At 44.9% G+C, this 20,805-nt stretch carries 29 protein-coding genes; all 29 read right to left on the bottom strand.

Annotated elements, in window-relative coordinates; all coding sequences use genetic code 11:
• Positions 1 to 8: 8 nt before the first annotated feature.
• The 29 genes from Y79_RS0116785 to Y79_RS0116620 all read right to left on the bottom strand — a co-directional run bounded on the left by Y79_RS0116785 (position 9) and on the right by Y79_RS0116620 (position 20,681).
• On the bottom strand, positions 9 to 566 hold the full coding sequence (locus Y79_RS0116785; protein WP_014470550.1) for a LysM peptidoglycan-binding domain-containing protein: 558 nt from the start codon (positions 564 to 566) through the stop codon (positions 9 to 11).
• Positions 567 to 5,180 (bottom strand): transglycosylase SLT domain-containing protein, encoded by a 4,614-nt coding sequence (locus Y79_RS0116780; protein ID WP_016938717.1) that lies wholly within the window; start codon positions 5,178 to 5,180, stop codon positions 567 to 569.
• Between the two features lie 158 nt (positions 5,181 to 5,338).
• On the bottom strand, positions 5,339 to 5,728 hold the full coding sequence (locus Y79_RS0116770) for a hypothetical protein (protein WP_016938716.1): 390 nt from the start codon (positions 5,726 to 5,728) through the stop codon (positions 5,339 to 5,341).
• 10 nt (positions 5,729 to 5,738) lie between these two features.
• Positions 5,739 to 6,134: a phage structural protein gene (locus Y79_RS0116765; RefSeq protein WP_014470553.1), complete on the bottom strand. Its 396-nt coding sequence runs from the start codon at positions 6,132 to 6,134 to the stop codon at positions 5,739 to 5,741.
• A gap of 16 nt (positions 6,135 to 6,150) precedes the next feature.
• Positions 6,151 to 7,185: a DUF3383 family protein gene (locus tag Y79_RS0116760; protein ID WP_014470554.1), complete on the bottom strand. Its 1,035-nt coding sequence runs from the start codon at positions 7,183 to 7,185 to the stop codon at positions 6,151 to 6,153.
• A gap of 4 nt (positions 7,186 to 7,189) precedes the next feature.
• Complete coding sequence (locus tag Y79_RS0116755; protein ID WP_014470555.1) at positions 7,190 to 7,660, bottom strand: phage neck terminator protein; 471 nt, start codon at positions 7,658 to 7,660, stop codon at positions 7,190 to 7,192.
• Entirely contained in the window at positions 7,617 to 8,006 is a 390-nt protein-coding gene (locus tag Y79_RS0116750; RefSeq protein WP_014470556.1) for a hypothetical protein, read from the bottom strand. Before Y79_RS0116750 ends, Y79_RS0116755 begins: the two co-directional genes overlap by 44 nt.
• On the bottom strand, positions 8,006 to 8,509 hold the full coding sequence (locus Y79_RS0116745; RefSeq protein ID WP_016938715.1) for a hypothetical protein: 504 nt from the start codon (positions 8,507 to 8,509) through the stop codon (positions 8,006 to 8,008). The genes Y79_RS0116750 and Y79_RS0116745 overlap by 1 nt, the downstream gene beginning before the upstream one ends.
• Positions 8,510 to 8,513: 4 nt before the next feature.
• Positions 8,514 to 8,849, bottom strand: a complete 336-nt coding sequence (locus tag Y79_RS0116740) for a phage head-tail connector protein (RefSeq protein WP_029575357.1) — start codon at positions 8,847 to 8,849, stop codon at positions 8,514 to 8,516.
• Positions 8,850 to 8,863: 14 nt separating this feature from the next.
• Positions 8,864 to 9,733: a phage minor head protein gene (locus Y79_RS0116735; RefSeq protein ID WP_016938713.1), complete on the bottom strand. Its 870-nt coding sequence runs from the start codon at positions 9,731 to 9,733 to the stop codon at positions 8,864 to 8,866.
• An 11-nt stretch (positions 9,734 to 9,744) separates the two neighbouring features.
• Entirely contained in the window at positions 9,745 to 9,948 is a 204-nt protein-coding gene (locus Y79_RS0116730; protein WP_016938712.1) for a DUF7302 family protein, read from the bottom strand.
• 13 nt (positions 9,949 to 9,961) lie between these two features.
• Positions 9,962 to 10,822: a phage capsid protein gene (locus Y79_RS0116725; protein ID WP_016938711.1), complete on the bottom strand. Its 861-nt coding sequence runs from the start codon at positions 10,820 to 10,822 to the stop codon at positions 9,962 to 9,964.
• 17 nt (positions 10,823 to 10,839) lie between these two features.
• Positions 10,840 to 11,556, bottom strand: coding sequence for a DUF4355 domain-containing protein (locus Y79_RS0116720; RefSeq protein WP_016938710.1), 717 nt, complete (start codon positions 11,554 to 11,556; stop codon positions 10,840 to 10,842).
• A 267-nt stretch (positions 11,557 to 11,823) separates the two neighbouring features.
• Positions 11,824 to 13,257 carry a phage portal protein gene (locus Y79_RS0116710; protein WP_016938708.1) on the bottom strand — a complete coding sequence of 478 codons (1,434 nt, stop codon included), beginning with the start codon at positions 13,255 to 13,257 and terminating at the stop codon, positions 11,824 to 11,826.
• Positions 13,258 to 13,260: 3 nt separating this feature from the next.
• Positions 13,261 to 14,466 carry a PBSX family phage terminase large subunit gene (locus tag Y79_RS0116705; protein WP_014470565.1) on the bottom strand — a complete coding sequence of 402 codons (1,206 nt, stop codon included), beginning with the start codon at positions 14,464 to 14,466 and terminating at the stop codon, positions 13,261 to 13,263.
• The gene (gene terS / locus Y79_RS0116700; RefSeq protein WP_016938707.1) at positions 14,453 to 15,208 is read right to left on the bottom strand and encodes a phage terminase small subunit; all 756 of its coding nucleotides are present in this window, start codon (positions 15,206 to 15,208) and stop codon (positions 14,453 to 14,455) included. Before terS ends, Y79_RS0116705 begins: the two co-directional genes overlap by 14 nt.
• A 168-nt stretch (positions 15,209 to 15,376) precedes the next feature.
• Positions 15,377 to 15,574, bottom strand: a complete 198-nt coding sequence (locus Y79_RS0116695; protein WP_016938706.1) for a hypothetical protein — start codon at positions 15,572 to 15,574, stop codon at positions 15,377 to 15,379.
• A gap of 391 nt (positions 15,575 to 15,965) precedes the next feature.
• Positions 15,966 to 16,427 (bottom strand): sigma factor-like helix-turn-helix DNA-binding protein, encoded by a 462-nt coding sequence (locus Y79_RS0116685; RefSeq protein WP_016938704.1) that lies wholly within the window; start codon positions 16,425 to 16,427, stop codon positions 15,966 to 15,968.
• Positions 16,427 to 16,633, bottom strand: a complete 207-nt coding sequence (locus Y79_RS0116680) for a hypothetical protein (RefSeq protein WP_016938703.1) — start codon at positions 16,631 to 16,633, stop codon at positions 16,427 to 16,429. The genes Y79_RS0116685 and Y79_RS0116680 overlap by 1 nt, the downstream gene beginning before the upstream one ends.
• Positions 16,634 to 16,647: 14 nt before the next feature.
• Positions 16,648 to 16,776 carry a hypothetical protein gene (locus Y79_RS1000000121795; RefSeq protein ID WP_014470571.1) on the bottom strand — a complete coding sequence of 43 codons (129 nt, stop codon included), beginning with the start codon at positions 16,774 to 16,776 and terminating at the stop codon, positions 16,648 to 16,650.
• A gap of 200 nt (positions 16,777 to 16,976) precedes the next feature.
• Positions 16,977 to 17,267 (bottom strand): alpha/beta hydrolase family protein, encoded by a 291-nt coding sequence (locus Y79_RS0116670; RefSeq protein ID WP_016938702.1) that lies wholly within the window; start codon positions 17,265 to 17,267, stop codon positions 16,977 to 16,979.
• Positions 17,268 to 17,300: 33 nt separating this feature from the next.
• Positions 17,301 to 17,735 (bottom strand): hypothetical protein, encoded by a 435-nt coding sequence (locus tag Y79_RS0116665; RefSeq protein WP_016938701.1) that lies wholly within the window; start codon positions 17,733 to 17,735, stop codon positions 17,301 to 17,303.
• Positions 17,735 to 18,046: a hypothetical protein gene (locus tag Y79_RS0116660; RefSeq protein WP_016938700.1), complete on the bottom strand. Its 312-nt coding sequence runs from the start codon at positions 18,044 to 18,046 to the stop codon at positions 17,735 to 17,737. Before Y79_RS0116660 ends, Y79_RS0116665 begins: the two co-directional genes overlap by 1 nt.
• Positions 18,027 to 18,305, bottom strand: a complete 279-nt coding sequence (locus Y79_RS0116655; RefSeq protein ID WP_016938699.1) for a hypothetical protein — start codon at positions 18,303 to 18,305, stop codon at positions 18,027 to 18,029. The genes Y79_RS0116660 and Y79_RS0116655 overlap by 20 nt, the downstream gene beginning before the upstream one ends.
• Positions 18,306 to 18,309: 4 nt before the next feature.
• Entirely contained in the window at positions 18,310 to 18,513 is a 204-nt protein-coding gene (locus Y79_RS0116650; RefSeq protein ID WP_016938698.1) for a coiled-coil domain-containing protein, read from the bottom strand.
• 184 nt (positions 18,514 to 18,697) lie between these two features.
• A complete protein-coding gene (locus Y79_RS0116640) occupies positions 18,698 to 19,156 on the bottom strand; it encodes a YopX family protein (protein ID WP_016938696.1) in 459 nt (152 codons plus the stop codon).
• On the bottom strand, positions 19,153 to 19,686 hold the full coding sequence (locus Y79_RS1000000121790; RefSeq protein ID WP_016938695.1) for a hypothetical protein: 534 nt from the start codon (positions 19,684 to 19,686) through the stop codon (positions 19,153 to 19,155). The genes Y79_RS0116640 and Y79_RS1000000121790 overlap by 4 nt, the downstream gene beginning before the upstream one ends.
• 33 nt (positions 19,687 to 19,719) lie before the next feature.
• Positions 19,720 to 20,025 carry a hypothetical protein gene (locus Y79_RS0116625; protein WP_016938694.1) on the bottom strand — a complete coding sequence of 102 codons (306 nt, stop codon included), beginning with the start codon at positions 20,023 to 20,025 and terminating at the stop codon, positions 19,720 to 19,722.
• Positions 20,025 to 20,681, bottom strand: a complete 657-nt coding sequence (locus Y79_RS0116620; protein ID WP_016938693.1) for a dUTP diphosphatase — start codon at positions 20,679 to 20,681, stop codon at positions 20,025 to 20,027. The genes Y79_RS0116625 and Y79_RS0116620 overlap by 1 nt, the downstream gene beginning before the upstream one ends.
• Positions 20,682 to 20,805: the final 124 nt, after the last annotated feature.

Here is a 20,805-nt window from a genome sequence, read left to right as displayed (position 1 = left end):
TACCCTCCCTATTTAATCCGCATCTTTACCCCGATAGGTATTCTTCTGTCAGGCCATGGATTGAGCCGCCTCAATGCGCTGACAGTAGTTCCGTATTTGCGGGCGCAGCCCCAATACGTATCACCCTTTTTCACCTTGTGATAAACCTTATTGGATTTTTTTGTGGTTTTTTTCTTGTTGGCCTTTTTCTTTTTCCCGGCTGTTTTCACTTTCTTCTTAACCCACGGGCTTTTTGCAATACGGATTTCTTGTAAAGAGATTGTTATCGCAAACCCGTTTGAAAATTCCCCTGTATCGCGGTCGATTTTCGTAATGATCACGTCTTTTGCGACCTTTCGCCCGGTATAGGTTAGGAGATTGCCGGCATATGCTTGCTTTTTTAAATATTCATAGTCGCTGTTTGCCGTCTTCCCAAGCAAATAACCGGAAACACTTGTGGTTTCCGGTTTTCTCTGCACATGGTCGGTAATCGGCACGCCTTTTTCAACGGGATAAGATGTGACTTCCACATCAGCCCCGTCTGATTCTTTTTCGTTAACAAGATTGACCTTCCCAAGCTTCGCCAATTAATAAACCCCCTCCGCTTGAAAAAGAGCCGCCAGGCTGTCGTAAGAGTCTTCCAGTGATTGGGTGATAGCCTTTGAAATATCAGTTTCAACTTTTGCACTTCCGCCCTCAACTTTTACATTGATAGACGGGCTGAATGTAATATTCACAGACGTTCCACCGCTGCTGCTTGCTGCTTTTTCTGGTGTATATCCAGTTTCAGCCCCAAGCTCTTTGCCGAGCGCAGCATACATTCCCAGTGATTGATTCCGGTAACGCGGTTCAGTCGTGATGACATATTCCCGCCAGCCGTTTTCCCCGAGTGCCGCAACCTGCGGGCTATTGATTACGCCGCCTGTCGCATACCCTCTGTACGGCCCGCCATGCGCCATTGATACCAAGCCGGGATGTTTCATGATGCCGCCGTATCTGCTGTTCAGATAGTTAATAGCCGCTAGAATTTGATCAACCGGATTTTTAATATTTCCGTGCCCTGGTTCTTTATGGGCGTTAAAGGTGCTTGGGATGAACTGCATTAACCCCTGTGACGGGTGACCGGCTTTTGCATTGGAATCCCAATTGTTAACAACATTAGGATTTCCGCCGGATTCTTTCATTGCGATTGTTTCGAGTGCTCCTGCATACTCAGGGCCTAAACGCTTAATTGACAGCGCCTGAGCTACCCACTTTTTAACGGCTTTCGAGCCGCCGCCTGAAAAGCCGGCAGAGTAACTGGACATTTTGCCTTTGACAAAACCTACAGCCTTATCTTTGACAAAGTTAAAAGCCCCTTTTGCGAGATCACCGAACGAGCCAGCCATAGAAGGTGCAGAGACACCCATTTTTTCTAACACTTTTGTTAAAAGCTTAGATGGGTGCCCGATGTAATCAAAAACATCAAGAGCAACATCTTTCACTTTGCCGGCAACGGATTTTACACCATTCCATGCATTTGTGAATATATTTCCTTCTGTGCCTTTTGCGTATGCTGGAACTCCCGCTAAAGCAGCCCTTGTCTGTTTTGCAGATAAGACCGCAGTGCCTTTCGGAAGGTTCATCAGTGTATCTGTTGCAGGGCTGAGCCCTACTTGTCCTGAAGGTGTCCGATACATTTCAGGGCCAGCGTTTGCCCCTTTGCCGTCTCCCAGTATCGCCGGTCCTCCTGGGTGTCCTCCGGTTCCGTGTGCATATTTAGGTACTTCCCATTTTGGGATATGCTTATCTTTCAAACCGATCTTATCGAGTACCCAGTTTACTCCGCCGATTACACCATTTACGCCTTTTCCGAGTGCGCCGGAAAGTTTGTTCGCTAAGCTAGTCACACCAGATACAGCCTTGTGAGCCATGTTCTTAATTCCATCACCGATTCTGCCCGGTAATTTCTTGGCCCCGTCAACTAAATCGTTGAAACGATCCATGACTTTCTTACGCAGATCATATGCCAATAACGCGACTTTATTTTTTATATAAAGCCATCTGTCAGTGATTGCTGCACCCATATTGCTTACAAGCTTTTTCACCATTCCGACTGCACTAGAGAAGATTTGCTTCACTCCGTCCCACATCATGCGGAAATTCCCAGTGAATAAGCCTTTGAAAACCTTCACTATTCCCATAATAATGCCGATTGCACCCTGTATGATCGCAATGATATTTTTTAGTGCAACTTGAATTATCGAGAGCACAACCGGAAAAACAGCAGTCACGATATTTAGGATGAAACGGATCGCCGGAATTACAACCGTAGTAATGATGTTTGCCAAGGCTTGCAGTAGAGAAACAACAATAGGCAGCACCATCTGAATGATCTGCACAATTTGCGGAAAGACCTGCTGGACCACCTGAATTAAAATTGGTAAAGCCGCCTGCGCAAGCTGCAAAATAATATTTGCTGCTAAAGTAAGAAGCTGCGCGACAACCGGGAGGACCGCCAAAATGACCTGCCCTATGATCGGAAATACCTGTTGCACCGCCGTTAAAATCAACGGCAGAATTTGCATGGCAATTTGTCCGATCGTTGATCCGAGTAATTGAATCAGTTGAACCACAATCGGCAGAGCCTGCTGGATGATATTCATAATCAAAGGAAAGACCATCTGAATTGTCTGAACCAGGATAGGCAGAACAGTCTGGATTATTGTAACGATAACCCCTGAAAAACTGCTGACTAATTGAATGATGATAGGTAAGACCGCATTTATCACGCTTAGAATGACCGGAAAAACAGTCTGAAATCCTTGAACAAGTAACGGCAAAATCGAACTGACAATTTGCAATACACTCGTCATTAATTGCCCTGATACCTGCATCCATGCAGTTAATAGCTGCTGGATCAATGGAATCAATTGTGGGCCGATCGTTGAAAGTGTTTGTGAAACGGCTGCGGCTAAAAGAACAAGATTTCCTGCAAGCTGAATGAACGTCTGTTGCATTTGACCAGCTAATTGCTGAAATTGCGGTGTCAGTTGTGCTACCAGTTGACTGAAAACTTGCTGTACTGTCGTGATAATCGGCTGAATGGCCGTGAATACCGTTGTCAGCACAGATTGAACAGTCGCCCACGCCGAATGAATTGCACTGCTGACCGCTTGGTTTGTATCTTTCAAACGATACAAATACCCTACAAAACTGAGGATCGCCCCAATTGCTATTCCTATCGGTCCGGATACTCCCAAGAAAGAAAGGCCAATCGACGCAATAATAGGAGCAATTATTGACACAATCCCTTGAAAGCTTGATAAACCAATCTTGAGTTGATTCATAAAGCCTTTAATAAAGCTGTTCAGCCCTTCGGTTAATCCCTTTCCGAAAAAGTCGGTTACTCGTTTTCCTGCATTCTGAACAAATGAGGAAACAGTATCAACTGCCGTTTTGTAAGCAGCCTCAATCCCGGCGACTAAATGAGGGTGTGACTCGCCCAACCGATCCCATAACTTTAAGGATTCGGCTTGCATCTTATGAATCGCGGATACAGCTACCTTTTGCGAATCCTCAAAGCCTTTCATAAATGCAGGTTTAAGCCCCTGTACCTCTTTAATCATGGTGTAGAAGGCACTGACTACCGCAGTTTTTCCGGTATCCGCAAAGCGCTTCATTGCATCCGTAGCCGGTTTGAATCGCTCTTGAAGCTTGTCAAAATTCTTGTAAAGCATATAAATGCCTGTTACAAGCAAGACAATTGAGCCGGCGACTACATAGACTGTTCCGGACATGGCAGCAAGCCCCGTTACTACCGGGCCAATGAACATCCAAAGACTGCTCAGAGCCCCGAGAAACCCATTAAATAACCCCACTCCTATTGCCAAAGGCGATAAAAGCAGGGTTAAAACAGGGATGAGCAATAAAAACCCTTGGATCATTTTCGCCAGCACCGGATGAGCTTTGTTGAACTGAATAATCATTTTCCCGATCGCGGTAACGCCTTTATAAATTGACATCGCAACGGTTCCGAATACTTCAAGGGCTGGCTGAATGGCTTTTAAAAGAGTGCTGCACATCTGTTCCCAAGCCTTTGAATAACCGGGAACGGTCTGTGTGGCTGCCTTATGCAACCCTTGGAATAGGAAAAAGTTTGTGAAGGCCGCGCCAAGCGCTACCATCTGAAAACGCATATACCCCTGTGTTATCATGGCTGTCATATCTTGAAGCTGTTTCATATTTGCGGTAGGCCCGAGCATCTTCAAGGCCAAATGTGCCGCAGTTCCTTGCTTCGCCATGTTTTCAAGGGTATTTGAGACGGCAAGCCCCGCTTTGTTGACTTGGTATAACGGGTTCGCCATCCTGTCATAATTGGCAGCGATCTTTTCCGATTGGGTTGACATTGCCATAATCGTTCCGATGGACTGCAACATGCTCATGCGCATCATTTTATTATTCTTGATCATGTTGTCAGTAACCGCTTTATGCTCCCGGCCTAGCCTGTACACTTCATCCATGAACTGTTCATTTGTCCCGGTCCAGTTGTCCATTTCTTGGCCTAACTGAAAGAAGCCATATCTTGCCCGTATCAGCTCATTACGGAAACCGTTCATTCCGTATCTTTCCTCATTCCAAGCCCGGCGCATTTCATTGACCATTTGAATTGTATCCGCTTCAAGTCCGCGTGTTGAGCCGCGCAAAAAGTCCATTTCCCGCCCATAATAACGCATACCCCTGTAATCAGGTGCGGGCATGGCCGCCGTGCTTTGTGGTGATCCTCCGTTAACCCGGCGCATGTCCACATTATGCAAATTGTTTCGCAGCCTATCAACTTGATCATTTGCATTGTTCAATGATGATTGGTCAACGTCGATGCTCACGCGTGACGGTATATTTTGCACTAATCTGTTCGTTTGTTGAATGGTCCGGTTTAGGCTTTCCACATGAGACGTCATAAGGTCAAATGCGGGGCCGAGATTCTCAATTGTCCGCGCAGCAGTTTGTAAAGAAGAACTGTCCAGAATCATACTCATGTTCCTGAATCTTCGCTGCTCCCTGTGCATATTGGACATTTGCGTTCGCATTTGAGAAAAATGGCCGGCCGCATTATCTGTATGATCAACAAGTCTATCAATCTGACGATTTGCTCGTTCAAGAGGGGAGGTGTCAACGTTTAATTCCACATCAATATGCGTGCTCCGCAAAGCATCTGTCAACGTTTAACCCCCCTTATTTCTTTTTGTTTCGTTTGTTTTCTTCGGCCAGGTGAATGTCCAAAGCCGCATTGGCTTCGAGTAACGTATCAAGGTCCATAGCTGCAACCTCCGTGAAAGAAAACTTTTCAGACATCACAAGCCGATACATAGGCCAGTTGTCACTCGCCCTCTTTTTGTAAAACTGCTTTGGTTTCGACGGTTTCATCGCTAAGAAAGGTAGAAACCTCATACATTAATTCATTGAATCCAGCATGTTCATCGAAGTATTCGAAGTTTACTTTTGGATTTACCACAACTTCTTTCATGTACAGCTCATACAATTGTGAAGAAGTTGGGCGGCCTGTGTTAATGTTAATTGCTTCATCTTGAATTTCTACCATCCGTCTTGTTCCTGGATGCTGAAGAGTGTACTCGATTCCTTGGATTTTAACTGTTTTTTGTTTACCGAATTTTGACATAGGTTTTCCCTCCGATTGTTTGGTTTGCATATATTGAAAAGCAGCCCGAGTGGACTGCTTTTTTGCATTTGATTTTTTTCTTTTCGACATGATTAATCCCTTACTGCTCTAAAACTGTATAATCGAAAACTTGAATTTCAAATTCACGATCCCCGATTTCGTCACTGAATTCTGCATCAGCAGGCTTTTTCACCATGGCTTCAGTGCCGCCGATTTTCTCTTGTCCGCCAGTAACCCAGATCGGAAAGGTTTTGGCCGTGTTTGCCAATCCATTTAAATAAGGCACAAACGGCGAACCCATGGAAAGAGTAAGCGTAATTGTGCCTAACGGATTGTTTTTTGTTGCAACGCTCACATCACCTTTAGCGCTGACTTTTGTTGAAAACTTTTCTTCGTCTTTAGCACACGAAACCATGGTACCCTCTGAATAACCAGTAACGATTTTCCCGTCGATATTCGTGTTGACCTCGTTCGCATCGTAAACATAAGCAGCCATTGACTATTCTCCCCCTTTAGATTGAAATTTCGCCTGTAATTGAGGCGGAATGAACCGCGCCGGCTAATTCGAACGTGAAAGAAAGGCCGTCATACACGCGATTTTTTCTGTTCTCGTCTGATACTTCAGAGCGTTTTTTTGTGCTGATGGTGTAAACGGGCAAACCATCTTCATCAGAAGCGACAATCCCATTTGAAAAGGCTTTTTGAAGTACATTCGTAACCTGAACACTCAACAATGAAAAACCGGCATTCGAGAACGGGATTTTACCGTTATTTGAGAATGCCGATTGAATGGATGTTTCAATATTTAATTTCACCCAGTCCTTGCCGTGCAGGACGTCAATGTACTCACCTGAAGCAGTAATTCCCTCTGACGTCTCGCTGTGGCCTGCTTTGGTCACGTAAGCGATAGCTCCCTCTTTGTGGAGCTTTTGCAGCTCGTCCGCCTTCAGGTCTTGCGGGGTGACTCCCACAATGTTTTTGAACTTCCAAGTAACTGAACCCACTGTCAGGGAGCCGACGGCACCAACCAGTCCGGCGTCTGGATGCTCGCTTGTTATCGGATGATAAAAAACGATTGTCCGATCCTTCCCGGTATAGGAAGTGACTTCTTCCCGATCTGTTACTTGCAGAACGAGGAATTTGTATGATTTTTCTTCCATCGCCTTTGCTGCTTCCAGCTTCTCGTCTGCCGTCGCATCAGCAAGAATGAGGAAGTGCCAATCATTATCAAAATACTCGTCAAAAGCATTCCGAATCGTAAATGTGGCAGCCGCTCCCGCTCCGTCGCTCTCCCCGTTCTCCGGGTTACCTCCGTAAGTACCGATGGCTACTTTTGATGGAGCATTGTCGCCCTGTGCATAAATAGCAGCAGCCTTTTTATATGCGGGTGTTCCTTCTGGGTAATCCGCTTTAACAGCTTCTATTGAGCCATATTCTTTATAAGTGTTGTGTCCGGCAACCTTCGCAAGAATTAGGGGTGTTCCTAACCCTTTAAGATTCGACGGTTTCACCAGGTCAATTTTGACCGTTACATCACTAAGTGGCATGTGTTTAACCTCCTATGGTTTCTATTTGCGCGGAATCAAAAAACTCCGCTTGTGTCTCGCCATAAGCCGCTCGCGTTCTAAGACGCATATCAAAGCCGTGACGGCGTTCTGTGTCTATCGTGATAAATGTATCCCGATTACCGAAACCGTCGTTTCTCACCCACGCCAAGCCGTTGTCATGAAGCGTCTGGCGCGCGTCAGCAGTTTTGAAGTAAGAAGCTGTTTCTTGAGCAAGAGAAATGACTTCAATGTGACTATTTGAAATCCATGTAAAAGAAAAAACCAGCTCAATGTCTTCCGTTAACACTCCTTGTTCCTCAACACCCCTGTGTTGCGGCAGATACGGAGAAGTAACGGTATACGTGCAAAAAGGGTATTCAGGCTGTTTACCTGTCCCGTTTGCTTCGATAACGACATGGCCGGTTTTCTCTTTAATCATTCTGAGAACCGTTCTGATTATGCTGTTGTAATCCATCTGAATTGCTCACCGCCTTTAAGATATAGGAATTGAAATCGGCGTATGTCCCGTATGGCGTCATTGCTTCCACCAAAAAGGTTACTCCATCAAAAACCACTTGAGCCTTGAAAGGGATTTTCTTCTGGAAGTACAGTTGCCTGTCCATCTGCGTAAGCCGTCCGCCAGATTGATAAATTAATTGCGCCTGTAATGGGACAATAGCGCCTTTTTCTTCCGATTCCACCGGCTTGCCCTCTACCCATTTTCCGAGATCGTCATAAAACCCCTCAGACGCCGGGAGCAACAATGTAAAATCAACGCTGTATTTCTCAATCAGATCACCGAACTGAAAGTGATTTTTCATTAGCTTTCAACCTCGTAATCCATAGAACCGATCATTTCCCCGGTATCTACTAACGGATTTGAAGAGCCTTTTTCCTCCGTTGTAAAAGGATGATTGGCAGGGCTCCGTAAGTCTCTTGCGTACGTCTGCAGCCGGCCCTTTGCCAGCAATCCGACCGCATTCATGATGTCATTAATAGAATCGCCGTTCTCTATGGCTCTGTTGACCAGTTCCTCTACCTTTTGTACAATCTCGGCTTCATTTTCATCCCAACCAGCCCGTAAGAATGACCGTTCAGGGATATTAATAAACTGTGTATCCTTCTTGAGATAAAGACCTTTGGCAGCAAGATAATTCCGCATGCGATCAGTTACAGCAATACGGCAGCCGAATTCATGAACAGCCGCGATCATTTGGCGGTCGCCGTCCAGAACACCGACTTTCATTTTCCCTTTTGGCTCAAGGTTCCTCAGTAATTCCGGTATACGGTTTGTATCCCGCACCCGGATATTTCGGCGCCCCATCTGATCACCTCAATGGTTTAAAACGAATTTTTTTGTATGGCCGGAAAAGATCAAACGCGGGTTTATACCTTACGTCATCCGCCGTGTATGTCTTGCTCATTCCGCCAATTGATTCAGCCTGGACGCCTTTCGGGCTATCCCGGTCTATTTCAATCATGAGAGCAATTCCTTTCTTCACAGGACCTGGTAATGATTCAACCCCGTCTGGTCCAACAAAAGAGTTATTACACTCTTCCTTAACGAAAGAAATTGCGTCTTCAAGGTCAATTTGTAGCTTTGCATCCTGCGAGGTGTCATCCTCGGGGATTCCCAATCGTATTTTTAATTCTGACAGGTCCATTTCTCTCAGTCCTTTCAAAGCACGGGTTCATATGTCGCGAAGCACCTGCAATTTATATCATTTGAGGGATCTCCGCTTTGTCCCGGTGCCGGCGCCTTCACAGATTTGCCGTTTTTATCTTGACCGAGATCAAACAGCTCATTTACAAACCTAGCCTGGCCTTCTAAATGAACATGATCCGCGTTTCTTCCCTCACGAACCCGCTCGTCACCCATGTTGTGCCATATCTTTTTCATGGCAATACCATTGGAATCAGCTTTCGTAGCTGCGTCCAGTGTCGCTTTCTCCCGCACTCGATGCATTTCTGTTCTGGCAATGCGCTGCGCACGGTTATAACTGACGCCCACATCAGCTTCCAGCTCCTTCGCTACCTGAACAAAGCGTTTCCGCTCAATAAAGCCGCGTTCAATTGTATGATTGATCTTCTGAACTGTCTTTTTACGGTCCGTTTCGATTGCTTTGAGCATATTTTTGCTTGTGATAGTCTGCGAGATTGACGCGGGCGCCGCCCATGTGACAGGCAATTTTCCTTTCGATGAACGGGACAATTTAAAGCCGACGGCCGATAGGATACCAAGCATGAGCCAGTTATACGATGACTCGTAGGTTTCATTCAGAAAATCAAGAACAGCCGTTTTAACCTTTGCAGAAAGGGCAGTAATCAATGACGCTATATCCTTCTTAATCTGAGAAAGATCATTACTCCGATTCGCGTCAGCAAGGCTGATTTCGCGCCCTTTATCAAGCTTGACAAACAGGGCAGTCAACTTGGAAAGTATTTTTTCGGAAGTACCACGAAAAAGCCGCTTCAGCTTCCGTAAAAACTCCTGCATCTTACGGGTTAACGGCTTCAAAAGCTCTTTTTCAGTTTGTTCTTTATCCACCGCTATCCCTCCTATTCGTCAGATGCTTTTTCACCAGCGTCAGCAGATTCTTGATTCTCTTCATCTGTTGTTTTGTCCGCTGTCTTTTTGCTGTTTTTTTCAGCTTTTTTAATGGGCGACTGTACTTTTTTGTATCTGTCCTCTTTCAAAAGCTTATTACCGTGTTCATCCTCAACAAACCAAGTTGAACCGGTATCAGTATTTTGAATCCACATAAAAAAGCCCCTCCTATTGTGGACGGGCTGCGCTTAATACCGCGAGCGCTTCCGGTCTTGTTACTTTCGCGCCGTACAAGTGAAGCCCTTTTACTGCATCAGCAAAACGTTTCTCAGGGCGATACGCCTCGACTTGGGTTGCTTGGTCTGCATAAGACCACGCCATGCCGTGACCGGCGATAATCTTATGATTTTCTGTGCCGCCCTCTGGTTTAGAAAGTGGAGCATTATTTGATTTTAATACCGTGAATCCGGCCGCTTGTCCGATAACACCATTTAAAAGGCGTTGTTCTGAAGACATGTTCCCAGCCTTTACAAAACGGTCATCTTTTAGCATTAATCCTTCATACCAAGGCGTTACAACTACCCAGCGCCCCTGTTCCGGCACGTCTGCTTCATCCAATTTCACTGAAAGATCAACCAGATATTCGTACGCGTCGTTTTTTGTTGGTGAAACAACTTTTGTATCGCTGCCGATCGTATGAGCTGCATCCACATAATGAGAAGCAATATATGAATCAGCAGTATTTTTCAGAGCGTATGCTGCCTCTTGCATAGCCGCATCCATCAACTTCGGATTTTGTTGAATTTTATCAATGTCATCAATCTGAAAGTTGAAATATTTTGACTGGTCAATGAGAAGCGTGCGGCTTGAAGAATCAAGTGTTTCCGCGCTATCCATGTCTTGATTTTTAGTGTAGTCCCCCACACTAACGCGTCCCATATTGTTGATTTTCACAGAGTCGCCGGCAGCAGTGATTTCTCCCTCGTAATCTCTGTTAATGACTCCCGTTTGACCATAAACCAAAGTTCTTTGTAAATTGCTCAGCAGTCTTGCACTCCATAATACCGGAATAAAATTATCTAATGCCATGTGTTTTTATCCTCCTATTAATTCTTATAAAGAGCTTGGATGCGATCCCAGTTTTGATTGACTTCCTCGGTACTCATCTTTTTAATGTCTTCTTCTGTTAACGGGGCTGATGCTCCGCCTGATGGTGTCGGCGTGCTACCGTTCTTTTTGAAATGATCGTTTACGATGCTTTGTTCAAAAGTCTTGAAGGCTTCGGCCAAGGTATTCAAATTTTGTTCTGTGGTCGCATCGTCCTGACCGATAAAAAAGTCAACAAGATTAGTAGGCAAGCCCTTTTCCGTTGCAATTGAAAGGGCCGTATTTCTCAACGACTCTCGCGTTTTCTCTTGCTCAAGGTTCTGGAATTTTTCCTGCAACTCACGTAATTGCTTTTGTTCCTCTGTTTCAGGAGGAAACCGCTTTGAAATCTCTTCCTCAAGTTTCTTCGGCAACGTATTTTTCTCATACGTCTTGATCGCCTCTGTCACCCTTGCATCAGATGTTGATTGAAGCAGCTTCTTCCCCTCGTCATTTGTTTCTAGGAAAGCCCGTACTGCATCCAGCGTGAGTTCTCCGCCGCTCGGCTGTGGTGCTGGATCGTTACTGGTTCCATCTGCTGGATGGGCTCCCGGTGTTGGATCAGCCGCTCCCCCAGGTTCGGAAAAATGCTGAAGGTTAATGCGCAGTGGCAGCCTTTCTTTTTTCATGAAATTCATTGACGGACTGACTGACTTATCCGTGTTTAATCGTTTCATTTCTGTGTGTCCTCCTTGCCCTTATCAGTTGCCGAAGCCCCTAACAAGTTCAAAAGTATTTCGGTTGCTCTTTAACGCCTACAACGCGAAAAAAAGGCATAAAAAAAAGCCACTCAAAAGAGTAGCTTTCTGCTCAATTAGTCAGAAACGTTATCCTTCTTCCTGTTTAGAAACAGAGACTTTTTCACTTCAGCATATATTTCTTCAGATTCATGCAGCAGGTTTTCGTTTTCCAGCATCCTCAACAAAGAATTAATCCTAAACTCTTCATTCAGATGGCTGTTTTTTTCTTTCGTCCTTTTGAAAAGCTTCATCATCCTCATTCGCCTCCTGTTCCTCGTCTTCATCCTGATTATCATCAATGGTGTAAGCATCTGCTTCCGCTCTCATTCTTTCAATCTCAAAACGCACATCATCAATGAACGATAGTAGAGCAAGCCGCGTTTCTTCGCTTACCAGTCCTTTGAGTTCCGCAGATGCTTGAGCCTCTTCGAGAATGTTCGCAGGAAGATTCCGCTTGAATTGAAACCATAGTTTCAGATACGCGTCTTTGCCGGCCAGTATCCTTTTGGACCATGCCGAGCAGAGTATTTTATACTGATACCGGAATGCCGCGGTCATTTTGCGTTCCATAGTAATTGCCTTGTGTTCCAGCGCCATAAGCTTATACCGCATGGCAACGCCTGTAATAGTGCCCCCGAAAGAGCCGTCAGAAAAATTGACTGTCTTCGCAAAACGCAAAATATTTTCTTCCAGCCGGTTCAAATGATTTTCGATCATGGCGTCGTTTATTTCCTTGGTTAAAAACTTCACGTCGCCGTTATCGTCGAAGACTTCAAACACGCCATTCTTTTTCAACTTTTCCATATCCTCATCATCGAGTGAAGCCCCTTTTACAATCAAGTATGCAAGCCGGAACTGTTCGATTTCGTTCGATGCGTCTGACAAAGTTCTGTCGTATGCATCAATTAAAGAAATGACTTTTTCAGTGTCGCCTTTCATTTCTTTATTGTTCGGAACACCAAACAACGGGCATCCATTGAAAAGATGGGGTTTCGTCTCAATAAGATCGTACTTCGCTTTATCAGACGACTTAAACGAATAAATGAACGTTTCATCGTAGAAATCAGCCCGATATGACTCAACTTTTTTGCCGCTCACCCACTCAAACACTGAATAATAGCGCAAAGCATATGTGGGCTCTGTTATATCGTCTAAAGCGAGAACAATGCATTCCCACGGATCAACGTTTCGCAGGCATTCGTTTCCGTCTTCATTAACAAACAGCAGGCGGGCGCCGTAACCGCAGATGGAAGCCATTTTCCCGAGTTCGGAATCGGCATCCTCAATGTTATTTCTCGTATTGAAAATACTCACTTGGTCTTTCAATTGCTTATCTTCAGTTTCATAAGAAATGGGATGTCCAAACATATAGCCTGTCTTAGTATCAATGATTTCAGAGTCAAATGAGTTGTTCAGCTTATTGTTTACCTTGTCATCAATACGCTGCACCTTATCAGTTCCCGCGCTGCCATAATCAATGATGGACCGTGTTAATATGGGAACGCCTGCCGGATCAGCCTTATATCTTGCATATAGCTTCATCAATTTTTCACGAACAGGGACGTGCTCATTAATCATCATCTTGATAATGTCACCGTTAATTCCACTCTGGCGAATTAGATTTATATATTCCTTCATTGGTCACTCCCCCTTTCTGTGTTTCGGCTTGTTGTGAGTATACAGAGCGTACCGGAGAGCATCCAGCACGTCGTCCCATTCCTTCACAGGGTCGCCGGTCTTGGGATTCCATACATACATGAAAATTTCTTTTTTGAAGCGCTCAACCTTGTCTTTCACGACGAATAACTCATTTCGTTTAAACAGCCGGGCCACTTCTTCAATACCGGATATGATCGCCTTATCGGCGTTCAGGGCTCGCAACTTCTCCCGCCTGAAGCGCTGCACATGCTCTGGCCGCGCAGAATCGCAGTAGAAATTAATATTGCCGTACCGCTCCTTTACGCCTTTCGCTACTTTCACCCAGTAGTCAATTTCCTCATGCTGCTTGGCATGTTCTTCGAGCAAATAAAAACACCCTTGGTCATCTTGCCCGATTACGACAATAGAACCCGGGTGCTCATATCCCCAGTCAACACCGGCGAAATACTTCTTGAAGTTGACGCGCCTGTTCTCCAATTCCTCAGAACTGATATAGTGAATGTCCTTATTGAAGTCCCGGTAAATGACTCCTTCGGACGCCACCCAATATCCGTTTATATCTCGATCGGTAAACATGCCGCTGGGCGTCGATGCCACGATACTCTCCACATACTCCGGATCAAGAAAATTGTTATCGAACAGCGAGAAATGAAATGATCGGATGTTCAGCCGGCCGCTCTTCAACTTTTGCCCGTCTTTGTCGATATAATCGGTTTTGACGGTGTGCATCGGGTTTTCGGGGTTTGTATCCATCATGACCACAGCGCCTTTATAAGAGCACCGGGAAATGACTTCTTTTACAAATGAATCATGCAGGGCGGTCGCCTCATTCAGAAACGCGCCGGCTGACGTGAACCCCCGCGCCTTTTTCCATGAATTTGCGTTTGCTCCATCAAAGCAATATACCTGATTTCCGAATATCTCAACGGCACTCGACTTATTGAGTTTCAATTCCTTGCCGAGAATCTGTTCTAAATCATTCAGAACGTTCCGCCTGATAGTTCCCAGGTTCGCCCCGCCGATAACAAAATTCAGCCCCATGTTTTGATACTTGCTGACGTGAGCAAGAAACGCCAAAAGGAGCACGAATGTTTTTCCTGCCCTCTTTGCGCCGCTACAAATTAAAATTTTGGGCTGCTCTTTTATGAAGCTGTCCCAAACTTCCTTTTGCTTTTTATTCAGTTCCATCGGCATCCACCATTTTTCTCAACATTGTAGCAATCTCATTTTCTTTGGTGTTTTCGTCGCCGCCGTTAATAGCCTTCTTGGTCTTCTCGATATTCAAACGCATTTGTTCCAATTTAAGGCGCCGCTCATCTTGCTCATGCGCCAACTGGTCAAATTGCTTGATCAAGCTCCGGAGCTCCCCCATTGCCCGAGATTGAGCGTTCAGGAATGCCGCCTGCTTATCCCATGCGAATTGTATATCGTGCTGCAGCTCTTCCACAAAGTGAGCTTTTGAAAGACTGCCGTCCTCATTTATGCTGAGGTCACCTTTTATTTTAGAGACAATTTTGGTAATGTCGTTTTTATCCTGCACAAACATAATACGTTGTGCCCGCAGAATGGCCGCGTATTGGATTTGAATTTGATCCCATATCATATCAGCGGGCGAACGCTCCTGAATCTCTTCCAAAATTTCAAGCGTTTCCTCGGGCAGATACTTTGAGAAGAACCCATGCGAAACCGCGTTTCGATTTCTCTCCGGGGCGCCGCCGTTGTTTCCCAATGCATTTTTATTACCGGGTGGGGCGCCTGCCTTTTTTGTGTGCACACTTTTTTCAGAGGGTGCACCCTTTTTTCGTTCCCAACCATGCCGCTGCTTCCACGATTTAATGGTGTTCATTGACACCCCGTATTTTTCGGCAAGGTCCTTGTATTTCATGCCTTTGGCGTAATCCTTATACGCCTGAATGTGCTTTTCAGCCATCTACATCCACCGCCGCCTCCTTTTGAATTGAGTTGTTTTGGAAAAGATATTCCCTCTAAACCGCCACCGTGCTCAAGCCGTTAACCGCCGATTGTCTATCCTGAGACTTACCGGAAGCAGTTTACAGAGAACATAAAAAAGAGCCATATAACTCAATGGCTCTTTCGTCTATTCTTTAATTTCAATATCTGTAATTTGCGTTGGGTTAATAAGAACAGCTTCACCAAGATCAATCAAACGATTTTTCAAAACTCGTTTGCCATCCAATTTATCATGGAAATTTTCTATAAGATTTTCCACGCTTTTCATATCTTCGTAGGAAACTTCAAAAGATTTTTGATTACTCATTGATATAAGCACTTTCATGAATTTCACCTCCCTCCTTATTATCGGTTAAGGATCAGGAGAAAGGAACTATTTGCAGAATTTGTCGAATTATTTACATGTCCATTTTTCACCTTTAGTACGCAGTTATATATGAGGGCGTGGTTCCCTTACTATCTGCATATCGTCGTTGAAAGGTGGGTGATTAAATGTTCAAGTTTAAAGTAAGTGTAAGCGTGAATGCCAACATAAGCTTTAACAGAGAGTGCTTCTTTCATATGATGATCTCTGTCGCATTGGCCTTTCTCCAATAGGAGGAGGCTTTTGCTGCTACTAAAAAGCCCCACACCAATAAGGGCATAGAGCTTAATGATCACTATATGAAATTGGTGGGGACGCAGGAATATTTCGCCTCCCCGTCCTGCCTTCCAGTTTACACTGCGGATTTAATCTGATTCAACAATTGCAAAAGCTGACACGTTTCGCACATTTGGCACAAATGGCACACAATATCATTTTTAATGCGTCTGACTGTTTCGCGGGAAACGCCAAGATGCAGCGCGATTTCACGAAACTTCATCCCTTCTAACATGCAATCAAAGACAATCCGGTTTTTTTCGTCCTCTATTTCTTCAGTAGAGCGCTCAAGAAAATCAACAATAGTTTCGTATTTACGGAGCCGCTTTTCCCGACGATCCATCTGACGTAATTCCGCCTGGCTTATTCCGGCTGATCCTCTCGGCATTCCTGCTTCGTCACCGTAAGTAGCCACAAGCTTCTGCCCGGCAAACTCCACTTTGTTGAGAATACGGCTCAATCGACTGATCTCCCGCAACATAAAATTATAATCACGAATCCATTCTTCGATTTCCAAAGCCATCATTTGATCAGACATTATAAACTCTCCTTCTGTCCGTAAATAGAATATTTCTCATTCCAACCGTTCTTTTTTTGTTCTGCCAAATATTCGGTTTTAGATACCTCCTGAATTGTTAGGCTGCACTTTTCCATCAAGAAACTTTTCATATTCTCAAATAAATCTTCTTTTCCGCACAAAAGATTCACGATTTTTCCATTTTGATAGGCGAATCCATACTTCACACCAAACACTCCCCTTATTTGCGTCTCAAAGCGCCGCCCTTGCCTCTTTTCAGAGTTTGCATATTTTGTCCCATCATCCGCTGCCAAAAGCGATCTGATCGCTCAGAAACGTTTTTATCTGGCTCCTTTTTCTTCCGCTTCATGCCATCCCTCCTGATAACAAAAAACGGACACCAACCAGAGCGCAGAAAAAATTCTGTGCAATGATCAGTGTCCGCAGGCTTTCCGTCTTGGACGTATTTATTTTTAAGCTCCTTGGCTGCGTAATGTCAGCAGGCTCATTTTTAAGTCTTCATATGCTTATATTTTACCATAATCCGGGTGCAATAGGGTTACCAAACCATTAAAGGCCGGCTTTCTCTTTATATTGCTCCCAAAAGCCGTTCACTTCATCCAAGTATCTTGTGGCCTCGGGGCTTTTGGTTTCAGCCTCTTCTCGAATTGCGTCAAAAGCCTCTTCGAATTCATCGGCAGGCGTCTTTAATATCTGATATTCGTTGGTAGCGAGGGCAGTTGCAAGAGCGACAGGATCAAGACTGTTTAACGGGGCCCATTCTCCCTGCCAATTCCCTAAGCTAACACTTTTCCGTAGGCTCTCAAAAGCCGCAGCCTGTTCTTTTGTTAATTGTAGCATTGTATTTTCCTCCGATTCTTCTTTGAATTTATCTTACTTCACACTGAATTTTGCTGATTCAAATGTCCCGATATAGTTCCGCTTGCCGGAATCAGAGTAGCAGTCAAGCTGGATGACATAGGTTCCTTTCCCAGTCTTATTCCGGATCGTTTTCACGTTGAATGATTTCAGAGGCGTTGCCGTTTTGAAGCTGCCACGCTGTACCAGATTCGTATCAGTCAGTCCGCCGCCGCTACGCTTCTTGTATACGCCAGCCGTGTAATAAAGTGTTCTTGAGCCTTTTTTCTCGGCTTTCCAGTCCACCGTTGAGGCGCCGGCCGTGTAAGTCGCCGCATCCGTAAATACCCGGGCACTGTACCCGGATTCGTTTTGCCAGCCGGACCATGCGGCGGAAGCAGACGGCGCAACGGCCGCCGCTCCCATAAGTAATGCTGCTGATAGAATGATTGATTTGAATAGTTTTTTCATTATTTCATTTCCTCCACTCCGAGAATCTCTTTCATGTATTCGACTGTCTTGTCAACCTCAAACCAACTGCCGTCTGCGACTTCGATCCGGGAGACGCCGGACGATGATTTCACGATGTCCACAACGTCTTTTTTATCAAATGCATATAGAATTTTATCCCCGCGCCAGATTTTTATTTCTTTGTTCTTATTCCTGTTTGCGATAGATTCATGAACGGATTTCATAAAGCAGTCAGAGCAAGTGCCTCCACCAAACTGTTCAAGCCGCTTTCCACATTCACAATGCATTAAGTCATTTTCGGCTCCTGTCATTCCGCTCCCCCTCAAACTGTTTTTCGATTTGCAATGGTATATACTCATCAGGACCAAGAATGCCGAAATCATGGTATTCCTCAGAATATGCTCGGCTATACGATTCATCGTCGTAGTCTCCAAACAATTGTGTGTCATGGCCTTCATGAAAATGGCAAAACGCGGCAATATGGTTGATTTTAGCCCATCCCTTCGGACATTTGCTCCACATCACTGTTTCTTTGCAATCGTGGCATGTTGAAATATAATAGTGTCCCATTCTGTTACCCCCAAAAATGATTTACGGCACTCACGATGCCATATACGACCCATGAGAGGGCGAAAAACAAGATTCGCCAGTTCTGCCCCCGGATCATTTTGTTTTGCTCCCTAATCGTCCGCGCTAAATCCTCATTACGCGTTTCCAGTTCGATGCATCTTTCTTGTAGTTCTTCGTTTTCCGCTTGCAGTTCTTCGTTTTCTGTCATTGTTCCGTGCCCTCCTTCTTTTCCGGCGGCCACCACCCACGAACCAAGTACCCACTGATCGCCGCGGTAACCGACACACAATTTAATCTCAAACTCGGATTGTCGAAATAAAACGCCAGAATTATTCCTATGGAATCGGCAACGGCCGACATTATGAGAATCATCAACACTCTAAATGCAAATTTCACTCCGCGCCCTCCAACAACTCAGGATTTTGGTAAACGTCGCCGATGACTTTATTTGTCGCCGTCTCAGAAAACAACGGTCTGCACTCTTCTTTTTTCTCATTGACGATGCACCAGGAGCCGTCAATCATTTTCACTTCTCCTATGAACGGTTCCGGCCCAAACAAACCGCCGGGCGCTGTTTCCTCCTGCTGCACGATGTCGCCCGCATAAATACGTGTTCCTGGTCTGTAAGCCCCTTTTCGATCACTATCAAACTGTCCAATTTCAAACTGATCCGAACCATTCATGAGAACTGACTGGCCATCAGCGCTATCCGCGATAATCCCGAAGCCATCCAACCATAAGCACCATCCGTATTCGTTATCCGGCTTTATTAACCCAATGGAAAGAGATAACTCCCCATCCATCGAATAAAACATCTGCTCGCCGTCCCAAACTCTGTATGCTGTGTTCATAGTGAACCGTCCATCTTAAGAAGTTTGAAATCAGGGTCATGGAACGCTTTCGAAATAAAGTCATAGCCCGCGCAAGTGCCGTCATGATCTTGTATCTGAGAAAACATAACAAGCGCATAATCTCGTTCTACTTCTCGGATTTCATCCTCTTGAAAATTTTCGTAATCGTCCGTGTCGGCGACGCTCTCGATGTAAACTTTTTCGGCATCTGCCTTGTCTGTTGCTTTAATAAGCGCGTAATATGGATCATGGATTTCGTAGAATTTCATTGTTCTTTCCCCCTCCCATCTCTCGACATAAGCCATTCCATCAGGCTGCAAAATTAATCCGAAATACGGCATCCTCTCCGCCCCTGTCAGCTTCTCAACTTCCGGATCGTATTTCCCTAATTCATCATTACCAATAAATTTCAAAAAGGACGGATCGAATTTTTGTATTTCCCTTGCCAACAAAGCATCACCATATCCCCAAATCGTCGCGCCGCTCTCACATGATTTCATTAAATCAATGTGTTTTTGTTCTAATTTCATTGTTCTTCCTCCTTCAATTGTTTGGATAGTCGCTCATTTTGGTGTGACGAGTGAATAAATATCATTTGTTCCATCAATGATGTCAATTTCATGAATTCCGCCTTTATATGCCCCTGCTGCTATGATTCGGAATGCAAACAGCGTTAATAACTCCTGGCTTTCAGCTTTACACCCTGCGAATTTCGGGTTAGACTCGTTCCGGAAACCGATACGCTTGTTATCCTCAACAATCGCATCCCAGACATCACCCCTAAACTGAATGACATCCACCTCGAAACCTCGATTACGAATGCTATTGATTACTTTGATTGCCGCCGATTGGATTTTTTGAATATCCATCAATACCCCTCCTGCTGCCGCTGGTGATTGACGGCGTTTTTCTCCATGTAAGCCGCTTCGATTTGCTCCCATTTAAATCCGAGCCGCTCACCGAGAATGAAGAAGCTTACACAAAGGTCGAGAAACTGCACTTCTTTTCCATTCATCACCTGTAAACGGTAAGCAGTAGACATCAAAGAAGAAAAAAGCCGCTCAGTGTTAAAACCAATGGTAGAACTCAAGTAACTTAAATGGATGGAGGATATTATCTTTTTGCTATTTAAGCCCAACTTGTTCCCAATGCTCAAGATAAAATGCAGGCAGTCCACGTATTCCTCAAGTAATGGATTCGATTCACCTATCTTTCCTGAGCCGTTGCAGTCTCGGCATTCGGAATATGGTTCAGTTGCATGTCCTTCCTCGAGGTATTGCAAATTAATATCGTGGTTTTCATCGCCAGTGCCATCACACGTCGGACATAAACGCTCTATTTTCGTCCGCGGCTCCCGGTCATTGCTCCAATGCTTAAAGCCGCGCCATTCATTCGCACACTCGGCAAGCTCCACCTGTAGAGCAAGAATGAGGTTCGGCAGCAAGTCCTGCCCCTCAAGCCCCTTTTCTTTGATGATCCGATCATCAAGCACCTTTTGCATTTCAAACATTTTTTGTAGATTCATTGTCCGCTCTCCTTTGATTTAATTGTGAGCCGTGTTTTACAATCCTTGCTGACCTGTTGCAATTCAGCAGTGAAACAGTCTAGACAAATATTTTCTTGTTTTCGATGATCGCCAGTGTTTTGTT

This window comes from Bacillus siamensis KCTC 13613, assembly GCF_000262045.1.
GTDB classification, from domain to species: domain Bacteria; phylum Bacillota; class Bacilli; order Bacillales; family Bacillaceae; genus Bacillus; species Bacillus siamensis.
This window is presented reverse-complemented; position numbering and strand designations above follow the sequence as displayed.